The organism is Eremococcus coleocola DSM 15696 (assembly GCF_000428865.1).
GTDB lineage: Bacteria > Bacillota > Bacilli > Lactobacillales > Aerococcaceae > Eremococcus > Eremococcus coleocola.
Genome location: NZ_AUAT01000002.1, coordinates 86,769 through 106,714 on the forward strand (window position 1 = coordinate 86,769; position 19,946 = coordinate 106,714).

The window sequence follows — 19,946 nt, forward strand, 5'->3', positions numbered from 1 at the left end:
GCTTACTCCTCACCTAAATCAAAATTATATTGATACATTTTTTCTTGGAGGCTGGAATGTGGATGGTCACTTAGATGGTCCAAATCGACCCATTCTAAATGATCTCCTAATGGAAGATCTTTAGGCCATGTGCCCTCTAAAACATCCACCTGCCAAATACGGTGACTAAAAATATGCTTAACATGACCCCTGACTGCCAAATTCAAGCGGTCAGCTTGGCCTTCCAAGACATGATATTTCTCAATGAAGGGCTGGCTTAATTCATCTTGAGAAGCAGCTTCTATCACTAAATCTGCCTCTACCATGGGATAATGCCATAGACCTTGCAGGAGTTCTCCTTCTTGATGTTGGCGCATCAACCACTGCCCTTTTTCATTCGATATATAATAAGCTAAATAATGCTGACTTTTAGATTTTTTCTTTTTAGGCTTATTGGGATAGTTTTTAGCAGTTCCATGTTGGTAAGAAAGGTCAAATTCTTTTAAGGGTGAAGCGTTAATATTCAAATTGTCTGGCGTCATCACCGTAGCACCTAAATCCATCATGGCTTGGTTAAAATCTCCCGGTCTATCCGGATCAATTAATTGATAGAGAATGCCCAATAATTCTTGCTTGGTCTTGGCCTTGGTCACATCATGGTCAATTTCAAAGAGCCGGGTTACGATTCGAATTAAATTGCCATCGAGAGCGGGTTCCACTTGACCAAAAGCCATAGAGGCAATGGCAGCAGCAGTATAGTCACCAATACCTTTTAAAGTAAGTAATTCGGCTTTGGTTTGTGGAAATTGTCCGTCAAAGTTTGTCACAATTTCTTGGGCAGCCGTCTGCATATTTCGAACTCTTGAATAGTAACCCAAGCCCTGCCATAGGCTGAGGATTTGCTCTTCACTGGCCTTTGCTAAGGCCGCAACATTAGGTAAGGTTGTCATAAAGCGTTGGTAGTAAGGAATCACGGTTTTAACTTGAGTTTGCTGCAACATAATTTCTGAAACCCAAATTGAATAAGGATCTTGATTCTCACGCCAAGGTAAGCTCCGCCCCATTTGGTCATACCAATTTAATAAGGCTTGACGAAAAGCCTTAATTTTTGTTTGAGACCAGCTAATAGGATAGGTTTCAATTAATTCTTGTCGTGTTTTCATGGGGGCTCCTTATCTAATATCCTTTATTCATTCTCAAAAATTGGGGTTTGGGCAAGCCAGTCATTAATCCTGTCATTATCAAAGCCTTTCCGTCTTAAGGCAAGATAAAGCTTCTGTTTTAAGTCATAACCTTGGGCTTTTCTTTGGTATTTAGCTAATAATTTATTGGCTTGGTGCGCCAAAACTTTGTCTTGGTCTTCCAAATATGCTTGGAAATCAAATTCAGCCAAAAGTCTTTTAATAGTGTCCCTAGTAAACCCTTTTTGATATAAATGTTGATAGGCCTTATCCTTAGCGGCCTGTAGGCTCAACTTTGATTTGGTCCGTAGATATTTATCTAAAAGGGTGTGGGCATTAGCAAGCGCTTGGTCTTCAGAATAATTTTCTAAGACATGATTAATTATTTCAGCTTGGACGCCCTTTTGCCGTAAGTCTTGTTCAATCAACTTGGGACCTTTAGCATTCAAGTGTTGGGCATCATCCAAATACATTTGGGCAAAAACCTGGTCATTCAAAAGGCCTTCACTTTCTAACTGGGTCAACAAGTGGTCACAGGCTTGATGGGGTAAATCTAATACTTTGGCCTGTTTTTTTAAATAAGTGGTCATTTCTTGTTTGGACCGCATGCGGAAAGATAAATAATTTAAGGCTTTCTGGTAAAGTTTGCTTTCAACTTCATAAGCGGTAATTTGATCCATTAAAGCTTGATCCAAGCTTTGCCCCTTAAATAAGGCAAACTTCAATAAGACCCGTTCATTAATTCCTAGCCAAAAAGCCTCATCAACATAAAGAGAATACCGGCCTGGGTGTTTTTTTTGGACTTCAATTTTAGTAATTTTCATTGGCTTCACCTCCAAAAAAATCTAGGGAAATATGCTCTTATATGGTAACATTAAATGGTATTTAACCCAATTAAAAAACTTGGAAGAAGGGATTAAATGGTCACTAAATATAAGAAAATTGCTGAAGTGGCTGCGTTAGCCGGTAAAATCCTGCTGGAATCCCATGCAGAATCTTATCGAGTTGAAGAAACAGTCTACCATATTTTAAAAACATCTGGTTTCTCAATGACCGAAGTAGTTTCAACCTCAACAGGTCTCACAATGACCCTAGATGATGATGACGAAGCCATTGACCCTATTACCCTAGTTAGACGGGTCAATGAACGAACTACCCATTTGAGTAAAATATACCGGGTCAACAATATCTCACGGGCTCTGGTAAAAGAAGAAATGGATATTGAAACCGCCTATAAAAAGCTACTCAAAATCGATGCGTCCGAATATAATGTCTTTTCAAAAGACCTAGCGACCATCTTACTGGTATTAGGCTTTGCTATCCTCTTTGGGGCTAATGGAATAGAATTAATTCTTGCCTTTTTGACAGGGTGTCTCGTTGCTTTTTCACGTATTTTAAAAGAATGGTTAGCCTTGAATGGGTTTATCTACGGGATTATTTCAACCTTGATTAGTTCCTTTTGCCTTTCCCTAATAGTCACCCTAATCCCGGGGAAAATTAACCAAGATATTATTATCGTATCAGCCTTAATGCCCCTCTTTCCAGGAACAGCTTTTACTAATGGGATTCGTGATGTCCTTAAAGGAGACTATGTCTCTGGGGTTGCCCGAATTGCCGATGCTTTCGTGATAGCTGTCAGCCTTGCCTTGGGCGTTGCCTTGGGCCTCTTCTTAAGTCAGGGGGTGCAGTCATGGTTCAATTAATCGACCCCTTCTTTAAAATTATGGGAGCTGGCCTAGTAGCAGTCACAGCGGCCATTATCCTAGAAGCACCCCGAAATAGTCTTAACAAAATCACCCTTTTAGGGGCACTTTCCTATACAATCTATTTATTAACTCTATCCTTCACTTCAATTGTGAATGCTGTCTTTATTGCCTGTCTTTCAGCCTCCTTAGTGGCCCAGGCCTTCGCCCGGTGGTTTAAAATGCCCGTGACCATCTTCTATGTCCCGACTTTCTTTCTCTATGTCCCAGGGGCTTCAATCTATAAAACCGCCTATTATTTTATTAATAACCAACTTGACTCGACCCTCTTTTATTTAACCGAAACCTTACTGATAGCGGGTGCTATTGCTCTTGGCGTCTTCATTTCAGACTCTCTCTTAGAAATCCTTAAATCACTGAAAAGCAAAACGAAAGGAAAAGCCTCATGATCGACCTTGACCAACCTGTATTTCAAACCATAGAAACCCATCCTGAACTATTAGATATTTTAGTCGACCTGGGTTTTAAGCCTCTGGCTAATCCTAAGATGCTAAACTCTGTGGGAAAAATCACTAGCCTACGATCTGGTTGTAAATTAATTCGTTTAGATATAAAAAAACTTATTCAAACACTCCATAACAATGGTTATCAAGTAAAAGGAGTTGAAGACCATGACTAATCATCAAAATCGTATCCAGACCTTGAAAGAAATCTTATTAAAACTGCATGATGGAGCTGCCCCTGAAAGTGTCCAAGAAGATTTTAATCACCACTTTACTGGGGTTTCTGCGATTGAGATTTCCCTCATGGAGCATGAACTCATGTCAACGGATACTGGCATAAATTTCCAAGATGTGATGCGCCTATGTAATGTTCACGCTAACTTATTCAAAGATGCTATCGACCCTGTTATAGCAAATGATATGGACCATCCCGGTCATCCGGTTTTTCTCTTTAAAGCCGAAAACCAAGCCCTCCAAGCTTGCTTAATTCGTATCAGTCGCATTTTAACCCGCATCCAAGAACAAAAAGACCTTTTGCAAGACCCAGACGTCATCCGTGGTCTCCAAAGACAATTAGCTCTCCTAGACCAATTTAAAATCCATTATAAACGTAAAGAAGAAGTCCTTTTTGCCCATATGGAACGATACGGGCACGATGCGCCACCTAAGGTTATGTGGGGCGTCGACGATGACATTCGCGACCTCTTTGACCGATCCGTGGCGATCAGTCAATCTCTTTCAGCCACTAACCTTCCTGACTTTATCAAAGCTTTTAAGGAATTTCAGGTCGAATTTGAAGAAATGATTTTCAAGGAAGAACAGATTTTGTTAAATATCTTTCTCGAAATTTTCAGTCAAGAAGATTGGTATCAAATTGCTCAAGAATCTCAAACTTATGGTTACGCCATTATTCGTCCTAACCAAGAATGGCAGCCCCAAAACGTAAGTAACCTGAATAAGCCGCGTCAAGTCTTATCACAAACAGAAGCTCCTAAAATTAATGAACAAAAAAATAAGCTGGACCTTGACCCAAACCAACATTCTATTCAAGTGCCGGGAGGCCAAATAAAGTTTGAGTGGATTCCTGATCAGACCCATCCAAATCTCACTTCCAATCCTGACCAGATGTTGCCCCTAAATCATGGTAACCTTAATTTAAAGCAAATTGATCAAATCTTTAGGCATTTACCGATGGAAATTTCTTTTGTTAATAAAAATAATATTTTTCAATATTTTAACGACCTAGGAAAAGAAGGTCAAATGATTCTTAAACGAGTTCCGAGCCAAATTGGACGAACCATAGAAGAATGCCACCCTCCTCGTCTAGTAGCTATGGTGACTGACCTAATCAGTGATTTTGCTCAGGGTAGACGAGACCGAGAATCGCTCTGGTACCAAAAAGGCAAGCAAATGATTCTCATTACTTATATTGCGCTTAGAGATGACCAAGGAGACTTTCTAGGAGTTTTGGAATTAGTCCAAGATATTCAACCCTATCTTGATTTAGCCGGAACTTCAAAAACTGTGATATCACCTTTAGATACTGACCAAAAACCAGAATAAGATTAAATAGCAAAAAGCCATTTTCACTGATGAACAAGTGAAAACGGCTTTTTGTTTTTTAGTTTAGTTAAAATCCCAGAGGTCTGGCTGTCTTCTAATATCTAGACTGGTGGCAATGGTTGGCCATTGAACCAAGACAGTTAGGATACCTAAACCAATCGTCAACCATTCAATATAGGCAATATCAAAAGCATTCAAGATGGCAGCTAGGGTCATGATAATAATTGAAATAAGCTGCAATTTCTGACCAAAATAGAAACCCGTTCGACTGGAAAAATAAGTCCTAGCCAAATAAAACATAATATAGGCTACAGTTGAAGCTAGAGCAGCACCACGATAACCCCACACAGGTGTCAATAAAGCATTCATCAATAGACTAGGAATAATCGTTAAAACCGAAACCCAGATATTGTATTGAGTTTTACGGGAGAAAACAATCCCTAAAGTAGTTGTTTCCGATAAAGTGTACATGATATGGGGGAAACATAGTAAGGCAAAAATGTATTGAACATTTAAATAGCCCGGGTCTTGGGTTGAGACCAACCAACCCACTGGTTTTTTAAATAAAAGTAAACCATAAAAGAGAAAAGTTAAAACTAAGAGAATAGCGTCAGAGATAAATTTATAATGCTTCATCGATTTCTTTTCTTCATACCAACGATAGGCTGTCGGTACCCAGAAACTCGAAAAAGCTGTCTTAATAATCCCAATAACTCCGGCAATCCGGATTCCCACTGAATAAACCCCTTGATCAGCTACGGTACTATACTGTTTTAGAAACATAATATCCACTGAATTAAGAGCTGATTGTAAAGCTGTGGCTACCATCAAGGGTAGTCCAAACCAAAACATACGCCGGATTAATGATTTATCGACACTAAAACCTTTAAAATTCAAGAGTGACCGATATTTATAGAACAAGTATAAATCCACCACAATTTGACCAAAAATTAAGCCATAGACGATAACGCGGAAGTCCCGCATCCCAATTGCAATTAAAATCATAGATAAAGCAAAGACACCAATTTTGAGAATTAAATTATACATGGAATATTCATATGCCCGTTCTTCCATCCGAATACTTAAGAGGATAAAACGCTCAAGAATAGCAGATAAGATCCAAATCGCTGAATACCAGACAATATAAGTGTAATCAGGACTATTGAACAAATAATTCGAAATTGTCCCATCAAAAAGAATAAAAACTGCAAAGATAATTAAGCCCACCAGCATAGGAATAAATAAGGCAGCCTGAATTAGATGTCTTTTATCATCGCTGGTATGATATTCACGGGTATAGGCTTGGTCAATCCCAATATAGATAAAATTTGGTAGTTGAAGCAAGAGGGTTTGAAAAGCCCCAGCATAACCGTATTCATCGACCGATAAAAAATAAGTTAAAACGGGAACCTGAATAAACGATATAACTGCACCGAGAATTGGACCTAAAGAAAAGCCAAACAAACGGTAAAAGAATTTTTTCATAGTGTCATTCCTTAAATAATATAGTGAGAAATGTCTTGTTTAAGAAACTTTACATAAAGTTGGGCTGAACTTTCATTTGAGAAATTCTCTTGTTCAATCCGATATTTCCGACTTTGCAAGTCAGGGATTTTTCTCTGACTTGCTTGCGAGATAGCTTGATACCAATCAGCCATCGGATCTTTAAGATTCAGTTGCTGAACTAAGTTCAAGTTTAAATCAACTTCTTTAGTAATCGTATCTGACATTACAACGGGTAAACCAATGGCTTGGGCTTCCACTACCACGGTTGGGAGCCCTTCATAGATAGATGGTAATAGTAGGACATCAAACAAAGGGTAATAGTCTTGCATCGGACTTAACCGTCCCATGAAGGTCACATAATCTTCTAAATGCCTTTGAGATACCTCCGCTTTAATTTCTTCTAAAAGATTTCCAGTTCCAGCTAAAAAAATCCGTCCTGGTAGTTTATTTTTTTTCATGTAATAAGCTAATTTTAGGGTAAAATGATGATTTTTTACTTTTTCAAAACGGGTGACCTGGCCAATCACAAAGTCCTCATTCTTTACGCCAAACTGTGCTCGTAAAGCTTGTTTTCGTTCATTTAATTGTTCTTGGGATTGGATGAATTGATTGACATCAATACTATTAGGAATCATCATCATCTGATTTTGTTTGACTTGATGCCCATAGACGCCTGATATGGCCAGCTTACCACAACCTAAATAAGCTTGCGTTAAGGACCGATTTAACCATTGATTTATATCCAATTTTACATGGTTTAAAATACTATTACTCATAGTATAGGACTGATGGGCATGGATATAAAAACGTTTAATCCCCCACTTATAAGCAAGATAACGATAAGGAAGTACCCGGTATCCATCAATATGACAATGAATTAGGTCATAATGATAGGCTTTTAAAACCTTGGTAAAGGAATGTTTAAAAGCGGACCAACCCTTTTTCTTTGGGTTAATTAATTGATAGACATCGCCACCTGTGGCTTGAATTGCTGCTACAAATTCTGGCGAACATTGGTCATAGGTGACAACATCAAAGGTAATTTGATATTTTGGCATGGCAAGAGCTTTATTATAGATAAAAGAAGAAATACCCCCACCAAATCCAGACATGATATGTAAAACACGAATGCCTTTCTGGGTATTCTGTAATTGAGCTTGCATAGAAACCCCTTTCTACGGGTAAACACATTTAAAAAGCGGTCTTCTTTTTCAAAGAAGCAGCCGCTAATTATTTAGGTGTGATTATTTTTATTAGCAATACTAATCTAATCCATCACTTGGGGCCGATTATCTTGGTTGTGATTCCGGAGTTTCAACGGGTGGCACTTCTTCACTGCCAGGAATCTCTTCTGGAGGATCACTTTCCTCGGGGATCGGCGTTGAGGGATCAGGATAATTAGGGATAGATTCGCTTTCTAACGGCCCATTTTCTTCTGGCCTTGGCTCCGGCACAGTGGACTCTTGATTGTCGGTAGTGCCTCGATTGGGATCATTATAATAGCCATTATTAGCAGGTCTACTTGGACGATAGACTTCAGTTTGTCTTATAGTTTGAACCGCCGCTTGATCTGATTCAATCTCTGCTAATTTATCATCAGAAACCCCTGTAGGATACTGGTTAATTACAACAATAAGATTTTTGGCCTGAGAAATAGCTTGATCAGATGGCTCACGTAAATCCTTACTACTAATGCTAGCTAAATTTAATTGACTCCGCAATTCATTAGAGACCCGAACGCGATCCGCTAAAGGAATATGGAAATAAAAAACACTATCAATATAAATTTGCTCTAATTGAGTAAATTTAACTACAGAAATTGTTTCCAAAGCTGACCGGTACTTTGCTAATAAAGACACGGCTTCATTAAGGTTAACATTGGTCTGGATATTCTTGCTGACTACCTTCAATAATTTTTGATAATTAAAGACTGTGCCCACATCAAGGGCTTTATTCACAACCGCTTGAATAACCAATTTTTGACGGTCTTGACGTCCCAATTCTCCCCGGGGATCATCATAACGCATCCGGGCAAAATTCATGGCTTTAACCCCATTTACTTGGCGAGTCTCACCTTTCTTAAACGAGGTACCCCGATATTCGAAGGTTAAGGGACTTGTGACCTCAATCCCTCCCATAGCATCAATGAGTTCTTCTAAGCCACTCATGTTCACAACAGCATAATAGTCAATTGGAATATTCAAGAAATTTTCGACTGTTGAAATAGTTAAATCAATTCCACCATAGGCAAAAGCATGGTTAATTTTATCGGCTGGATGATCACTATTAATTTCAGCTAAAGTGTCCCGAGGAATTGAGACAATTTTAGTCTGCTTTAATTCAGGGTTTAGGGTAACTAACATAAGGGTATCAGAACGTCCCACAAATCCCTTGTCTTCCGTTCTTTCCAAATCATCAGCATCAGTCCCTACTAAAAGCACATTAATAGCTTGTCCTTCAATTGGGGCTGTGTCCTCTTGATTATTAGATTCACTGACGCTAATTTCTTTATTTATATCGCCAATCGTTTGGGATATATCAGCATAAAGCTTTCCTGCAAAGGCAGCTCCGCTTAGTAAAAGAATAATAAAGATATTACGAATAAATTTCCACCATGAGAACTTATCCTTATTATTTGTAAAATATTTTTTTAGCATTTTTTCAACTCATTTTCTGTTGTTAAATTTCAGCGTTTTATCTTTGCTAACTCGTCTAATGAAGTAATTAAGTGATAAGAAATTCTTAATTGCTTAAGATTATAATCAAAATATAGGTCTCTTAGCAAAGGAAAAGGTAGCTCACTATGAACAAAATCTTTTGCAGCCTTTAAATTTCCAGATAAGTGAGGCAGGTTTCTCCAATCAGTCATTTGTTCAAGAACTTTACTCAATAAGACATTTTTTCGTTCTTGGTCACTATGATGATCCTGATTTAGGTTTGTAAAAAGCATCTGGTAGTCACGGGTGCTTAGTTTATAAGCTTGATTTGCTTGGTAACTTGTTTTAGGACTAGTCACTGGATCAGAGAAATCAGCAATGATTGGTTCTAATTGATCCAATAATGGTTTACTTTCCGCATTGTTAATTAAAATAAAAGGCAATTTTTCTACTTCCAAATAGGCTGCCAGATCCTGTCTAATAGCTAGATAATTTGCTTGACGGTCATAATCTTTAATTTCCTGATTTTTGTCCATTAATTTCAGGTCAAGTTGAATATTAGCAATATTAAGTTGACCTGCTTCATTATTTAGGGAAAGTAAATAAAGTAATTGTAAACCATGATTACCCAAACGACCAAATTCATCATAGTCTGTTACCATCACTAAAAATTGTTTAGACTCATTTTCAGTAAAAGTCATGGCCTGTTCATTTTGGTCATAATTAGGCTTTAAAGCCAGATAATTTTTTTGAATTGAATTATATTGGTTCATACCAGCAATGGATAAAATACCAAGGGATAGTAGGACCACCATTAAAATAATAAATTTAGATAGAGACCAGGTTTTAAACTTTGGCTTTTCCTCTAACGTTTTGACCCGTTTTGAAGACGAGTTAAATTGATTATTTTCTAGCTTAGGCATAATTACGCTTCATAACCCTCAGGGTTTTGTGACTGCCAATGCCAAGAATCACGACACATATCCACAATATTTTTTTCAGCCTGCCAGCCTAACTGATCATTAGCACGACTAGGATCGGCAAAACAGGTTGCAATATCCCCCGGACGACGGGCTACAATTTTATATGGGATTTCAATCTGGTTGGCTTCTTCAAAGGCCTTGACTAAGTCTAAGACGCTGACACCCTGTCCAGTTCCTAAGTTAAAGACCCCACTTTTTTGATTACGTGCAAGCCATTCTAGGGCTTTAACATGACCCTTAGCCAAATCTACCACATGAATATAATCACGAACCCCAGTACCATCTGCAGTATCATAATCATCCCCAAAGACTGATAAATAGTCCCGTTTGCCAATAGCTACTTGGGTAATATATGGCATCAAGTTATTTGGAATTCCTTGCGGATCCTCACCAATTAGGCCAGATTCATGAGCTCCAATCGGATTAAAATACCGTAGCCGAATGGAATGAAATTCTGGTTGGGAAATTTCTAGATCTTGAACCAGTTGTTCATTCACAATTTTAGAGTAGCCATAGGGATTAGTGGCCTGATAGGTAGGCATATCTTCTTTTAATGGAGAGGGGTTATTTAAACCATAAACAGTTGCTGATGAAGAATAAATAAAGTGGTTTACTTTAAATTCCTGCATAACTTCTAAGAGCGAAACCGAACCTTCTATATTATTATGGTAGTATTTTAAGGGTTGTGCCACTGACTCACCTACGGCCTTAAAGGCAGCAAAATGAATGACTGCTTCAATCTGGTGTGTCTTAAAAACACTACGTAAGAATTCTTTATCTAAAATACTCCCTTGATAAAATTCAAAGTCTTTGCCAGAAATTTGGCGAATTCGATCTAAGACTAAAGGTTTTGAATTTGAAAAATCATCTACAATGACCACATCATAATTAGTTGCTAACAGTTCGATTACTGTGTGACTTCCAATATAGCCAGCCCCACCCGTTACTAAAATAGACATTAAACCACTCCTTAAACTAATTTTATCGGTCTGCTCAATTCGTAATTTAGATTATACCATACAAAACCCCTAATTATTACTGAGGAAATACTAAGTTTTTGTGACTTTTTGTAAGCTATTCTCTCATAAAATAAGACAAGATTAGGCTATCCCTCCCATTTTCTGATATAATTGTTACTGATTACAAACAAAAGACAAAGGAGATTGTATAATGCATAAAGCACTTATCATTTATTCTTCCCTCACTGGTAATACAGCCCAAATAGCCGATATCTTGGCCGATGAATTAGAAGACCGTCAAATTGATGTCAGCATCTTGGATGCCATGGAAGCAGATCCTGTGGATTTACTTGAATATGATATCATTTGTATTGGTTCTTACACTTTTGGAAATGATGCCGAAATCCCTGATGAAATGCTAGATTATTATGAAGAAATAGCAACCATGGATTTAAGTGGCAAACCATTTGGTGTCTTTGGTTCTGGCGATGATTATTATCCTAAATTTGCCACAGTAGTTGATGATTTTGAAGCACAATTAATTAAATCAGGTGCCATCAAGGTTGCACCTGGGGTAAAAACCAATATCGCACCTGACACTGAAGAAGAACTTGAAGCTATTCAAACTCTAGCACAAGCTTTAGCTGATTATTTTAAATAGAAAGTGTGTGTCTAATGACTTTACAAAACTTTGATCAATTACTCAAAAAATATGCTGATTTATTAATTTACAAAGGAATTAATGTGACTGAAGGTGACTATGTTAATATCCAGACCGATGTTAACTCAATTGAGCTTACCCGCTTACTTGTAGCGGCTGCTTATGAAGCGGGCGCTGCGGATGTCCATATTCAATGGTCCGATGATCAAATTGCTCGTTTAAATTATCAAAACCAAACCATTGACCAGCTTAAAGAAGTCCCTGATTATGTCGTTGCAGAGTCTGATTACTATATTGAAAAACGAGCTAAACGCTTAGCTATTCGGTCAACCGACCCTAATAATTTCAAAGGCATCGATGCTGATAAAATCGCGGCAGCCAACAAAGCTAAGTCCATAGCCATGCACAAGATGCGCCTAGCGACCCAAGCTAATGTCGTATCTTGGACCGTAGCAGCGGCAGCCGGACAAGCCTGGGCCCAACTAGTTTTTCCGGATAAATCACCAGAAGATGCTTTAGATGCCTTATGGGATCAAATATTTAAGACAACTCGGGTTTATGAAGAAGATCCAATCAAGGCTTGGGATGACCATGAAGCCAAGCTCCAAGAAAAAGCAAAATACTTAAATGACCAACAATTTGACCAACTCCATTATACTGGTCCAGGTACAGACTTCACGGTCGGTATGCCCAAAAATCATGTTTGGGAATCTGCCGGCAGTCATAATGAAGCCGGCCAAATCTTTATTGCTAACATGCCAACCGAAGAAGTTTTTACGGCACCAGATTCATTCCGAGCCCAAGGTTATGTTTCTGCCTCTAAACCACTTTCCTATGGGGGGGTTGTCATTGATGGCATGAAATTTTATTTTGAAGATGGTAAAGTTACTAAGGTTGAAGCCAGTCAAGGCCAAGCAACTTTAGAAAAATTAGTAGAAGAAAATGATGGGGCCCGTTCCCTCGGTGAAGTTGCCCTAGTTCCCCATAAATCTCCTATTTCTCAATCAAATATCATTTTCTTTAATACCTTATTTGATGAAAATGCTTCTAACCATATTGCCCTTGGACAAGCTTATGCTACGTCTATCCAAGATGGCACTAAAATGTCCCAAGACCAATTAAAGGCAGCCGGTCTAAACCGGTCGACCGTCCATGTAGACTTCATGATTGGAAATGGTCAAATGGATATTGACGGCATTAAGGCCGATGGCTCAGTTCACCCAATATTTAGAAATGGTGAGTGGGCGTTTTAATCTAACTAAAGGAGGAATTTGCAGTGGTTCAACCAAACAATGATAATAAAACGACTGCCCTACCCCAACAAATCGAACAAGAAATTCGCCGACAAATGGAAGAAATGGATAAACGACTCGATCGGTCTGGCTGGTTGTATCTTGTCTTAGCCCTCGTTGCCCTATTTATATTCTTATACTTTTTTATGGAACTCAATCCTAGCTCCGATGAAGCCTATGATAGTTCTTATCAGGCCCTAGTGGAACAAGTCGATCAACTCGACAATCAAGTGGAAAGTCTTCAAAATCAAGTGGACCAACTCTTAGAAAAACAAGCTGAGGAGTAATTTTAATGCGGATTTTACATATAAACTCTTATTTTTCTACTTCTGGCTTATTCAAGCAACTCTATCAGCGCCAAGAAGCCGTCGGATTAGACCTAAATGTGTATGTGCCAATCGCTCATGAATATGACATGGAAAAATTAGCAGCCAGTGGTTCCTACACTGATGTCGTCAAAAATTTCCACCAATGGGAACGGGTCATATTTCCGATGAAACACCACCATATCTTGAAAGATTTAGTGGGGCGGTATAACTTTGAAAACTTTGACTTAGTCCATGCCCACTCCCTCTTTTCTAATGGTTGGCTGGCCTACCAATTAAAACAACGATTTGGCCTCCCTTATATGGTGGCAGTCCGATCTGCTGATATAGCCACCTTCTTTGGAAAAATGCCCTGGATGCGGGCTACGGGGATTAGGATTTTACAAAATGCCGAAAAAATTATTTTCATCTCGCAAAATAATTACAATGAAGTTTTTGAAAAATATATTCCTAAACATAAACTCGATGATATTCAAGCTAAAAGCCAAGTCTTAGCCAATGGAATTGATGACTTCTGGCACCAGAATGCCCCTAGTCAAGCAAAAGAAGCACCCCACCACCCGCTTCGAATGGTCTCAACCGGTAAAATAATGAAACGAAAACGCTATGAAAATTTGGTAGCTCGCCTGGATAGTTTCCAAAAAAACCACCAGGAAAAACTGGAACTACATTTAGTTGGACCAGAATGGGAAAAAGGCCTCTTAGATAAACTAACAGCCTATCCTTTTGTCCATTATCACCCAGCTATGTCAAAAGAAGAATTAGCTAACTTTTATGCCGATATGGATGTCTTTATCTTGCTATCTTATCCAGAAACCTTTGGCTTAGTCTATGCTGAAGCCATGAGTCAAGGATTACCTATCATCTACACTAAGGGACAAGGCTTTGATTCCTTCTTTTCCAATCATTTAGTTGGCGAATCAGTTGACCCTCATGATCAAGACCAATTAGATCAGGCTATTGGCTACATTCAAGACCATTATACGACCATGTCTGCTGCCGCCTTAGCTAATGTCCATTATTTTGATTGGAATAAAATCAACCAAGAATATTTATCAATTTATCGAATGATGCTCGATAAGCAATAGTTAAAAGTTAAATAAAAAAACATTATCCCCCAAGCTTATATAAGCTGTTGGGAGATAATGTTTTTTAATTTATTCTAGAGGTTAACGGGGTCTAATTTATCTTGTGAGGTTAGGAGAACAGGTCCTTCCTTAGTGATAGCTAAAGAATGTTCATATTGGGCACAATAACCCCCATCGCGAGTATAAGCGGTCCAGCCATTCGGATCCATTTTCATTTTCCAAGTCCCCATCGTAATCATAGGTTCAATCGTAATAACCATACCCTCTTTAAGCCTTAAACCTTTTCCAGGTACCCCAAAATGTGGAACAGCGGGAGCTTCATGTATGGTTGGCCCAATGCCATGACCGATAAAGTCACGCACGACCCCATAACCATATGACTCAGCATAAGTTTGGATGGCATGGCCAATGTCACCAATTCGATTACCGACTTGGGCTTTTTCAATCCCCTTATACATAGCTTCTTTAGTTACATCCATTAAAGCTTGATGTTGAGGTGAGATTTGACCCACAGCATAAGTCCAACAAGAGTCTGAAATAGCACCGTCTAGGTCAACACAAAAGTCAACTTTGACAATATCCCCTTCTTTTAAGACCCGATTACTTGGAAAACCATGACAAATCTCTTCATTAACAGAAGTACACGTCGCAAATTCATAGCCTTCGAAGCCAATTTGAGCGGCTACAGCACCATGTTTTTCAATCCGTTTTTGGACAAATTGGTCAATTTCATGGGTCGTCACACCTGGCTTTACAAAATCTCTCAGAGCCACATGGATACCTGCCAATAATTTGCCTGATTCATGCATTTGTTGAATTTCACGTGTTGATTTTAAGGTTAACATATTACCATCCTTTATTTTATTGCCAGCAGAAGCGAATCTGACAGGCTTCTTCATTTTTTGTCATATTTTTTATCTTAAATAGATATTGAGGAGAGTCATCAATACTTGTTTTTTTTAAGTCAATCATCACTCGGTGACCGGGTAAAATTTCTTTGCTATATTTCACATCAATGCGGCTTAATTGTCTATTTTCCTCGATGGGTAAATATTTAAGACACCAACGGAGATAAACCAAATTATTGACATGGGCATTTTCATCAATATCATCCGTTTGAATATTTACTTCATAAGCCCCTAAGTATTGGTCAAATTCATCTGCTTTAAACCGATAAAATTGACTGCTGATAGTTTGATCAACTAAGTCATTATCAGTTAAAAAATCTCTTCTTAGTGGCACCATCTTCCGTTCCTGGAAGTCCAGCGCAACAAATTGCGCATCAATCGTCATAATTTGACGCCCCGCCTGACTTAATTCAAAATATCGATCAACCATAAAACGATTAACCTTTGTTAAACGAGTAGATATTGAAAGTGGCTGCTCTTTTTGTAAAAGAGCTTGACCAAAGGAAATCCGATATTGGGTGACCACCCAAACTTGTCCAGGTTGAATAATATAGGCTTGATCTGGGAAGGCTTGACGTAAGGCATGGTCATGGTAACCCGAAACTTGTAAGGTCGACTCCATTAAATGAGAAAAATCAACGACACGGCGATTTTTAATTTCTTTAAAAAATGAATCATTTACAACAATATTCTCAGTATATACTTTTAAGGATTTTGTCATTGAAATCCCCCCTTTACGACAAACCCGATTATAGCACTAATATTAAAATAATAAAAGCACCTGAACTGGGTGGACTCTTAGACAATATATGGTGGCACACAAAAAATAAATTTTTCTTAAGCTGTTATGTCTTGTTGATTAGGAAGGGACAAAAAAGAGGGACTGAGCTAAATGCTCAGTCCCCCATTTCTTATATTAAATTATGCTCTACGTTTCAACACAAATGAAACAATAAGGATTAAAATAATTGCTCCGATTAATGATGGAATGATAAAGAATCCACCCATTTCAGGTCCAAAACCAGATAATAAATTATTACCAATCCATGAACCTAGGAAACCGGCAACGATATTACCGATAACACCACCAGGGATATCTCTACCTAAAATTACGCCAGCTAACCAGCCGATGACACCACCGACGATTAATGACCATAACCAACCCATATATATCAACTCCTTTTTCTTAGGGTAATTAAATTATATAACTATTTTACAAAAATTACCAAATATATGCTCACAGCAATATTTTTTCAACTAAACCTCTTACAATTTTTTGAAATTTTACCGCATAGTGACGAATTCTTCTGCACCCGTTGGATGAATGGCAACTACTGAATCAAAATCAGCCTTAGTCGCTTTCATTTTCATAGCCACACCGAAGCCTTGGATCATTTCGTCAACCCCTTCGCCAATGGCATGAAGTCCCACGACTGTTTCATCAGGACCTTGACAAACTAATTTAAAATGACAAGCTTCACGGTCCAAACCGCCTGAAGCGTACATGGAAAAGAAGCGGTTGGTATAAACCTTTATATTTTCTGTTCCAAATTCTTTCTTAGCTTGGTCTTCGGTTAAACCAATCATTCCAATCGTTGGATGAGAGAAAACTACCGTTGGGATATTAGTATAGTCCATCGCTCCACTAGGTCCATCATTGAAGAGATATTCAGCTAGGCTCCGGCCTGCTTTAATCGCAACCGGGGTTAATTGAGGCCGGTGGATGACATCACCCAAGGCAAAGACATTCTCTTCTCCTGTTTGATGATTTTCGTCTACTTCAATGAAACCTTTATCATCCAGTTTAATGCTAGTTTGTTCAAGTCCTAAATTTTCTGTATTAGGTCTACGACCAATGGCTTGAATCACCCTATCCACTGTCAGGATTAATTTACCATCTTGATAACACTCAATTTGGCCAGATTCATTTTGTTTGTAGGCATCAAAATTAGTATAAGGATGGAGCTCAGGACCATTTTTGGCCATCATTTCTACCAACTCATCCGTAACCATCTTATCAAAGGTTCTCAATGGACGGTCATGCCGAACTACTAAATGTGTTTCAACACCTAGACCATGCAAGGCTTGAGAGAGTTCCACCGCAATGTAGCCGGCCCCAACCACAGCAACAGATTTAGGTAGGTCAGTCCATTTGAAGAAATCATCAGAATTATCCAATAGTTCATGACCCGGCACTTCCAATTCACTTGGGCGACTACCCGTGGCTAAAACAATATACTTAGCCTGATAAGTCTTTTCACCGACTTGAACTTGGCCTTGACCTAAGAGTTGGGCGTAACCCTCAATATAGTAGACCCTATTTTTTTCAAAATTACGGCCATAAGAAGCTCTTGACCGACCAACATAACCATCCCGTGATTCTAGAAATTTATGATAATCAAAGCTTACCTTATCGGTATCAAAACCATAGCCCGGTCCAAAGCGGTGAATAGCTTCCGCAACCCGAGAAGCATACCAGGTTAATTTCTTCGGCACACACCCGCGGTTCACACAAGTCCCAGCTAAAACACCCGCTTCAATAACCGCTACTTTCGCCCCACGTTCAGCTGCTCGATTTGCAGATGCAGAGCCTCCAGACCCAGAACCAATAATAATTAAATCAAATTCTTCCATTCAAGCCACACTCCTTTTTCTAAATACAATTATAAAGGATAGGCGTAATTTTAGCTAAAAGATTGCCTAAAGCCTAAACTAACAAACAATAAAAAGATTCCTATATGAAGCATTGCCCTTAAAAAAAGCCAAGCTTTCAGTCCTTCACTAAAAGCTTAGCTATCTTCATCTATCTTATTTAGAAAAATTAGAATAGGCCGACAATATTACCTTCCGCATCAACATCAATCCGTTCAGCTGCAGGTTCCTTAGGTAAACCTGGCATGGTCATGATTGAACCGGTTAGGGCCACAATGAAGCCAGCACCGGCGGACACTTTAAGTTCTCGGACGGTGATATCAAAATCTTCGGGTGCTCCTAATTTATTCGGATCATCTGAGAATGAATATTGAGTCTTGGCCATACAAATTGGTAATTGACCAAAGCCTAGGTCAGCTAATTTCTTCATTTGACGACGGGCTGGACCCGTTAATTTAACCCCACGACCGCCATAAACATTTTGCACAATTTTGTTTAATTTTTCTTCAATTGAATCATCGGCTTGATAAGCAAAGTGGAAATTATTTGGTGCCTCAGTTAATTCAACCACCTTTTCTGCTAAGGTTTTGCCCCCTTGACCACCGTGGGCCCATACATCAGACAAGACCACTTCAACCTTCCCTTGCCGGCAAGCTTGATCAATCGCATCCAATTCAGCTTGGCTATCGGTTGGGAATTTATTGATAGCAACCACGACCGGTAAGCCATAGGTGTCTTGCATATTATGGATATGACGTTCTAGGTTAGGGATACCAGCCTTAACTGCTTCAACATTTTCACCATCTAATTGTTTCTTAGAAACTCCCCCATGCATTTTTAGAGCCCGCACGGTAGCAACTAGGACTACAGCTGCTGGTTTTAAATTTGCTTGACGACATTTAATGTCTAAGAATTTTTCGGCACCAAGGTCACCACCGAAACCAGCTTCGGTTACAACATAATCAGCATATTTCATGGCTAGCTTAGTCGCGATCACAGAGTTACAACCATGAGCAATATTAGCAAACGGGCCACCATGAATTAGAGCTGGCGTATGTTCTAAGGTTTGAACCAAGTTAGGATGGATTGCATCCTTGAGTAAAACGGTCATGGCACCATGGGCCTTCAAATCTTTAGCCGTCACCGGTTGTCCTTGGTAATTGTAACCAATAATGATCCGACCCAAGCGTTCTTTCAAGTCAACAATATCAGTTGCTAAACAAAGGACCGCCATAATTTCAGAAGCCACGGTAATATCAAAGCCATCTTCTCGTGGCACACCATTGGCTTTCCCTTGTAAACCATCCACCACATAACGTAACTGACGGTCGTTCATATCAACCACCCGTTTCCAAGTAATATTACGCGGATCAATGCCTAAAGCATTACCATGATGCATATGGTTGTCCAACATAGCTGCTAATAAGTTATTAGCAGCAGAGATGGCATGGAAGTCGCCCGTAAAATGCAAGTTTATGTCTTCCATCGGTACCACTTGGGCATAACCACCCCCGGCAGCGCCCCCCTTAACCCCAAAAACAGGCCCTAAAGAAGGTTCCCGTAAAGCAATGACCGTCTTCTTGCCAATTAATGACAATCCATCCGCCAAGCCCACAGAAGTTGTGGTCTTTCCTTCACCAGCTGGGGTAGGATTAATCGCTGTTACTAAGATTAATTTTCCATCTGGCGTATTAGCCAAACGTTCCATTGAAGTCATGTCAATTTTTGCTTTGTATTTTCCATAAGGAATTAAATCTTCATCGCGTACATCTAATTCTTGGGCAATTTCAGTAATGGGTTTCATTTGATTGGCTTGAGCAATCTCAATATCAGTTAAAAAAGTCATAATCATAACCCCTTTTCATAATCTAAATTAATTAACCATAAAATCACAAATAAAATAAAGGCCCCTCTTTCTATGAAGGTAACCGTTGTCATCATCTTATCATAATTTCACAACCAAAAGAATAAAAACGATTTTTTAT

Annotated in this window: 20 protein-coding genes; 8 read left to right on the forward strand and 12 right to left on the reverse strand. The window is 38.9% G+C overall.

The window, feature by feature from the left end:
* Window positions 1–2 precede the first annotated feature (2 nt).
* Together mutY and recX are read right to left on the reverse strand one after the other, a co-directional pair.
* Window positions 3–1,142: an A/G-specific adenine glycosylase gene (gene mutY, locus G396_RS0101250; RefSeq protein WP_034907344.1), complete on the reverse strand. Its 1,140-nt coding sequence runs from the start codon at window positions 1,140–1,142 to the stop codon at window positions 3–5.
* Window positions 1,143–1,165: 23 nt separating this feature from the next.
* Window positions 1,166–1,984 (reverse strand): recombination regulator RecX, encoded by an 819-nt coding sequence (gene recX, locus G396_RS0101255; protein WP_028124798.1) that lies wholly within the window; start codon window positions 1,982–1,984, stop codon window positions 1,166–1,168.
* Window positions 1,985–2,080: 96 nt separating this feature from the next.
* On the opposite strand from recX, the gene G396_RS0101260 reads away from it, so the two are divergent.
* The 4 genes from G396_RS0101260 to G396_RS09820 are packed head-to-tail and all read left to right on the forward strand — an operon-like array spanning window position 2,081 to window position 4,929.
* On the forward strand, window positions 2,081–2,863 hold the full coding sequence (locus G396_RS0101260; protein ID WP_006418445.1) for a threonine/serine exporter family protein: 783 nt from the start codon (window positions 2,081–2,083) through the stop codon (window positions 2,861–2,863).
* A complete protein-coding gene (locus G396_RS0101265; RefSeq protein ID WP_006418150.1) occupies window positions 2,851–3,312 on the forward strand; it encodes a threonine/serine exporter family protein in 462 nt (153 codons plus the stop codon). The genes G396_RS0101260 and G396_RS0101265 overlap by 13 nt, the downstream gene beginning before the upstream one ends.
* Window positions 3,309–3,542 carry a DUF1858 domain-containing protein gene (locus G396_RS0101270; RefSeq protein ID WP_006418172.1) on the forward strand — a complete coding sequence of 78 codons (234 nt, stop codon included), beginning with the start codon at window positions 3,309–3,311 and terminating at the stop codon, window positions 3,540–3,542. Before G396_RS0101265 ends, G396_RS0101270 begins: the two co-directional genes overlap by 4 nt.
* Complete coding sequence (locus tag G396_RS09820) at window positions 3,535–4,929, forward strand: DUF438 domain-containing protein (RefSeq protein WP_051221039.1); 1,395 nt, start codon at window positions 3,535–3,537, stop codon at window positions 4,927–4,929. Before G396_RS0101270 ends, G396_RS09820 begins: the two co-directional genes overlap by 8 nt.
* Before the next feature lie 63 nt (window positions 4,930–4,992).
* On the opposite strand, the gene G396_RS0101280 is transcribed toward G396_RS09820, so the two are convergent.
* The 5 genes from G396_RS0101280 to galE all read right to left on the reverse strand — a co-directional run bounded on the left by G396_RS0101280 (window position 4,993) and on the right by galE (window position 11,034).
* Window positions 4,993–6,414, reverse strand: a complete 1,422-nt coding sequence (locus tag G396_RS0101280; protein ID WP_028124800.1) for a lipopolysaccharide biosynthesis protein — start codon at window positions 6,412–6,414, stop codon at window positions 4,993–4,995.
* Between the two features lie 11 nt (window positions 6,415–6,425).
* Window positions 6,426–7,598, reverse strand: a complete 1,173-nt coding sequence (locus tag G396_RS0101285; protein WP_006418240.1) for a glycosyltransferase — start codon at window positions 7,596–7,598, stop codon at window positions 6,426–6,428.
* 126 nt (window positions 7,599–7,724) lie between these two features.
* Entirely contained in the window at window positions 7,725–9,092 is a 1,368-nt protein-coding gene (locus G396_RS10835; RefSeq protein ID WP_051221042.1) for an LCP family glycopolymer transferase, read from the reverse strand.
* Between the two features lie 29 nt (window positions 9,093–9,121).
* On the reverse strand, window positions 9,122–10,015 hold the full coding sequence (locus G396_RS0101295; RefSeq protein ID WP_028124801.1) for a hypothetical protein: 894 nt from the start codon (window positions 10,013–10,015) through the stop codon (window positions 9,122–9,124).
* A 2-nt stretch (window positions 10,016–10,017) separates the two neighbouring features.
* Complete coding sequence (gene galE / locus G396_RS0101300) at window positions 10,018–11,034, reverse strand: UDP-glucose 4-epimerase GalE (RefSeq protein ID WP_006418148.1); 1,017 nt, start codon at window positions 11,032–11,034, stop codon at window positions 10,018–10,020.
* A 211-nt stretch (window positions 11,035–11,245) separates the two neighbouring features.
* On the opposite strand from galE, the gene G396_RS0101305 reads away from it, so the two are divergent.
* Genes G396_RS0101305 through G396_RS0101320 form a run of 4 tightly spaced genes read left to right on the forward strand, consistent with a single transcriptional unit; the run spans window position 11,246 to window position 14,401 of the window.
* On the forward strand, window positions 11,246–11,695 hold the full coding sequence (locus G396_RS0101305) for a flavodoxin (protein ID WP_028124802.1): 450 nt from the start codon (window positions 11,246–11,248) through the stop codon (window positions 11,693–11,695).
* Window positions 11,696–11,709: 14 nt separating this feature from the next.
* Window positions 11,710–12,948: an aminopeptidase gene (locus G396_RS0101310; RefSeq protein ID WP_028124803.1), complete on the forward strand. Its 1,239-nt coding sequence runs from the start codon at window positions 11,710–11,712 to the stop codon at window positions 12,946–12,948.
* A 23-nt stretch (window positions 12,949–12,971) separates the two neighbouring features.
* Window positions 12,972–13,274 carry a hypothetical protein gene (locus G396_RS0101315; RefSeq protein ID WP_006418164.1) on the forward strand — a complete coding sequence of 101 codons (303 nt, stop codon included), beginning with the start codon at window positions 12,972–12,974 and terminating at the stop codon, window positions 13,272–13,274.
* A gap of 5 nt (window positions 13,275–13,279) precedes the next feature.
* Window positions 13,280–14,401 (forward strand): glycosyltransferase family 4 protein, encoded by a 1,122-nt coding sequence (locus G396_RS0101320; protein ID WP_081683514.1) that lies wholly within the window; start codon window positions 13,280–13,282, stop codon window positions 14,399–14,401.
* A gap of 74 nt (window positions 14,402–14,475) precedes the next feature.
* On the opposite strand, the gene map is transcribed toward G396_RS0101320, so the two are convergent.
* From map to G396_RS0101345, 5 genes are all read right to left on the reverse strand, one after another.
* Window positions 14,476–15,246 carry a type I methionyl aminopeptidase gene (gene map, locus G396_RS0101325; RefSeq protein ID WP_006418536.1) on the reverse strand — a complete coding sequence of 257 codons (771 nt, stop codon included), beginning with the start codon at window positions 15,244–15,246 and terminating at the stop codon, window positions 14,476–14,478.
* A gap of 16 nt (window positions 15,247–15,262) precedes the next feature.
* Window positions 15,263–16,030, reverse strand: coding sequence for an acyl-ACP thioesterase domain-containing protein (locus G396_RS0101330; RefSeq protein WP_028124805.1), 768 nt, complete (start codon window positions 16,028–16,030; stop codon window positions 15,263–15,265).
* A gap of 200 nt (window positions 16,031–16,230) precedes the next feature.
* Window positions 16,231–16,476, reverse strand: coding sequence for a GlsB/YeaQ/YmgE family stress response membrane protein (locus G396_RS0101335; RefSeq protein ID WP_006418383.1), 246 nt, complete (start codon window positions 16,474–16,476; stop codon window positions 16,231–16,233).
* A 117-nt stretch (window positions 16,477–16,593) separates the two neighbouring features.
* Window positions 16,594–17,943 (reverse strand): glutathione-disulfide reductase, encoded by a 1,350-nt coding sequence (gorA, locus tag G396_RS0101340; RefSeq protein WP_028124806.1) that lies wholly within the window; start codon window positions 17,941–17,943, stop codon window positions 16,594–16,596.
* 187 nt (window positions 17,944–18,130) lie between these two features.
* Entirely contained in the window at window positions 18,131–19,807 is a 1,677-nt protein-coding gene (locus G396_RS0101345; RefSeq protein ID WP_028124807.1) for a formate--tetrahydrofolate ligase, read from the reverse strand.
* Window positions 19,808–19,946: the final 139 nt, after the last annotated feature.

Coding starts and splice junctions, on each gene's coding strand:
- G396_RS0101320 (WP_081683514.1), top strand. CDS start 13,280: ATGCGGATTTTACATATAAACTCTTATTTTTCTACTTCTGGCTTATTC.
- G396_RS0101265 (WP_006418150.1), top strand. CDS start 2,851: ATGGTTCAATTAATCGACCCCTTCTTTAAAATTATGGGAGCTGGCCTA.
- G396_RS0101285 (WP_006418240.1), bottom strand. CDS start 7,598: ATGCAAGCTCAATTACAGAATACCCAGAAAGGCATTCGTGTTTTACAT.
- G396_RS0101330 (WP_028124805.1), bottom strand. CDS start 16,030: ATGACAAAATCCTTAAAAGTATATACTGAGAATATTGTTGTAAATGAT.
- G396_RS0101295 (WP_028124801.1), bottom strand. CDS start 10,015: ATGCCTAAGCTAGAAAATAATCAATTTAACTCGTCTTCAAAACGGGTC.
- G396_RS0101260 (WP_006418445.1), top strand. CDS start 2,081: ATGGTCACTAAATATAAGAAAATTGCTGAAGTGGCTGCGTTAGCCGGT.
- recX (WP_028124798.1), bottom strand. CDS start 1,984: ATGAAAATTACTAAAATTGAAGTCCAAAAAAAACACCCAGGCCGGTAT.
- map (WP_006418536.1), bottom strand. CDS start 15,246: ATGTTAACCTTAAAATCAACACGTGAAATTCAACAAATGCATGAATCA.
- galE (WP_006418148.1), bottom strand. CDS start 11,034: ATGTCTATTTTAGTAACGGGTGGGGCTGGCTATATTGGAAGTCACACA.
- gorA (WP_028124806.1), bottom strand. CDS start 17,943: ATGGAAGAATTTGATTTAATTATTATTGGTTCTGGGTCTGGAGGCTCT.
- G396_RS0101305 (WP_028124802.1), top strand. CDS start 11,246: ATGCATAAAGCACTTATCATTTATTCTTCCCTCACTGGTAATACAGCC.
- G396_RS09820 (WP_051221039.1), top strand. CDS start 3,535: ATGACTAATCATCAAAATCGTATCCAGACCTTGAAAGAAATCTTATTA.
- G396_RS0101310 (WP_028124803.1), top strand. CDS start 11,710: ATGACTTTACAAAACTTTGATCAATTACTCAAAAAATATGCTGATTTA.
- G396_RS0101335 (WP_006418383.1), bottom strand. CDS start 16,476: ATGGGTTGGTTATGGTCATTAATCGTCGGTGGTGTCATCGGCTGGTTA.
- mutY (WP_034907344.1), bottom strand. CDS start 1,142: ATGAAAACACGACAAGAATTAATTGAAACCTATCCTATTAGCTGGTCT.
- G396_RS0101280 (WP_028124800.1), bottom strand. CDS start 6,414: ATGAAAAAATTCTTTTACCGTTTGTTTGGCTTTTCTTTAGGTCCAATT.
- G396_RS10835 (WP_051221042.1), bottom strand. CDS start 9,092: ATGCTAAAAAAATATTTTACAAATAATAAGGATAAGTTCTCATGGTGG.
- G396_RS0101270 (WP_006418172.1), top strand. CDS start 3,309: ATGATCGACCTTGACCAACCTGTATTTCAAACCATAGAAACCCATCCT.
- G396_RS0101345 (WP_028124807.1), bottom strand. CDS start 19,807: ATGACTTTTTTAACTGATATTGAGATTGCTCAAGCCAATCAAATGAAA.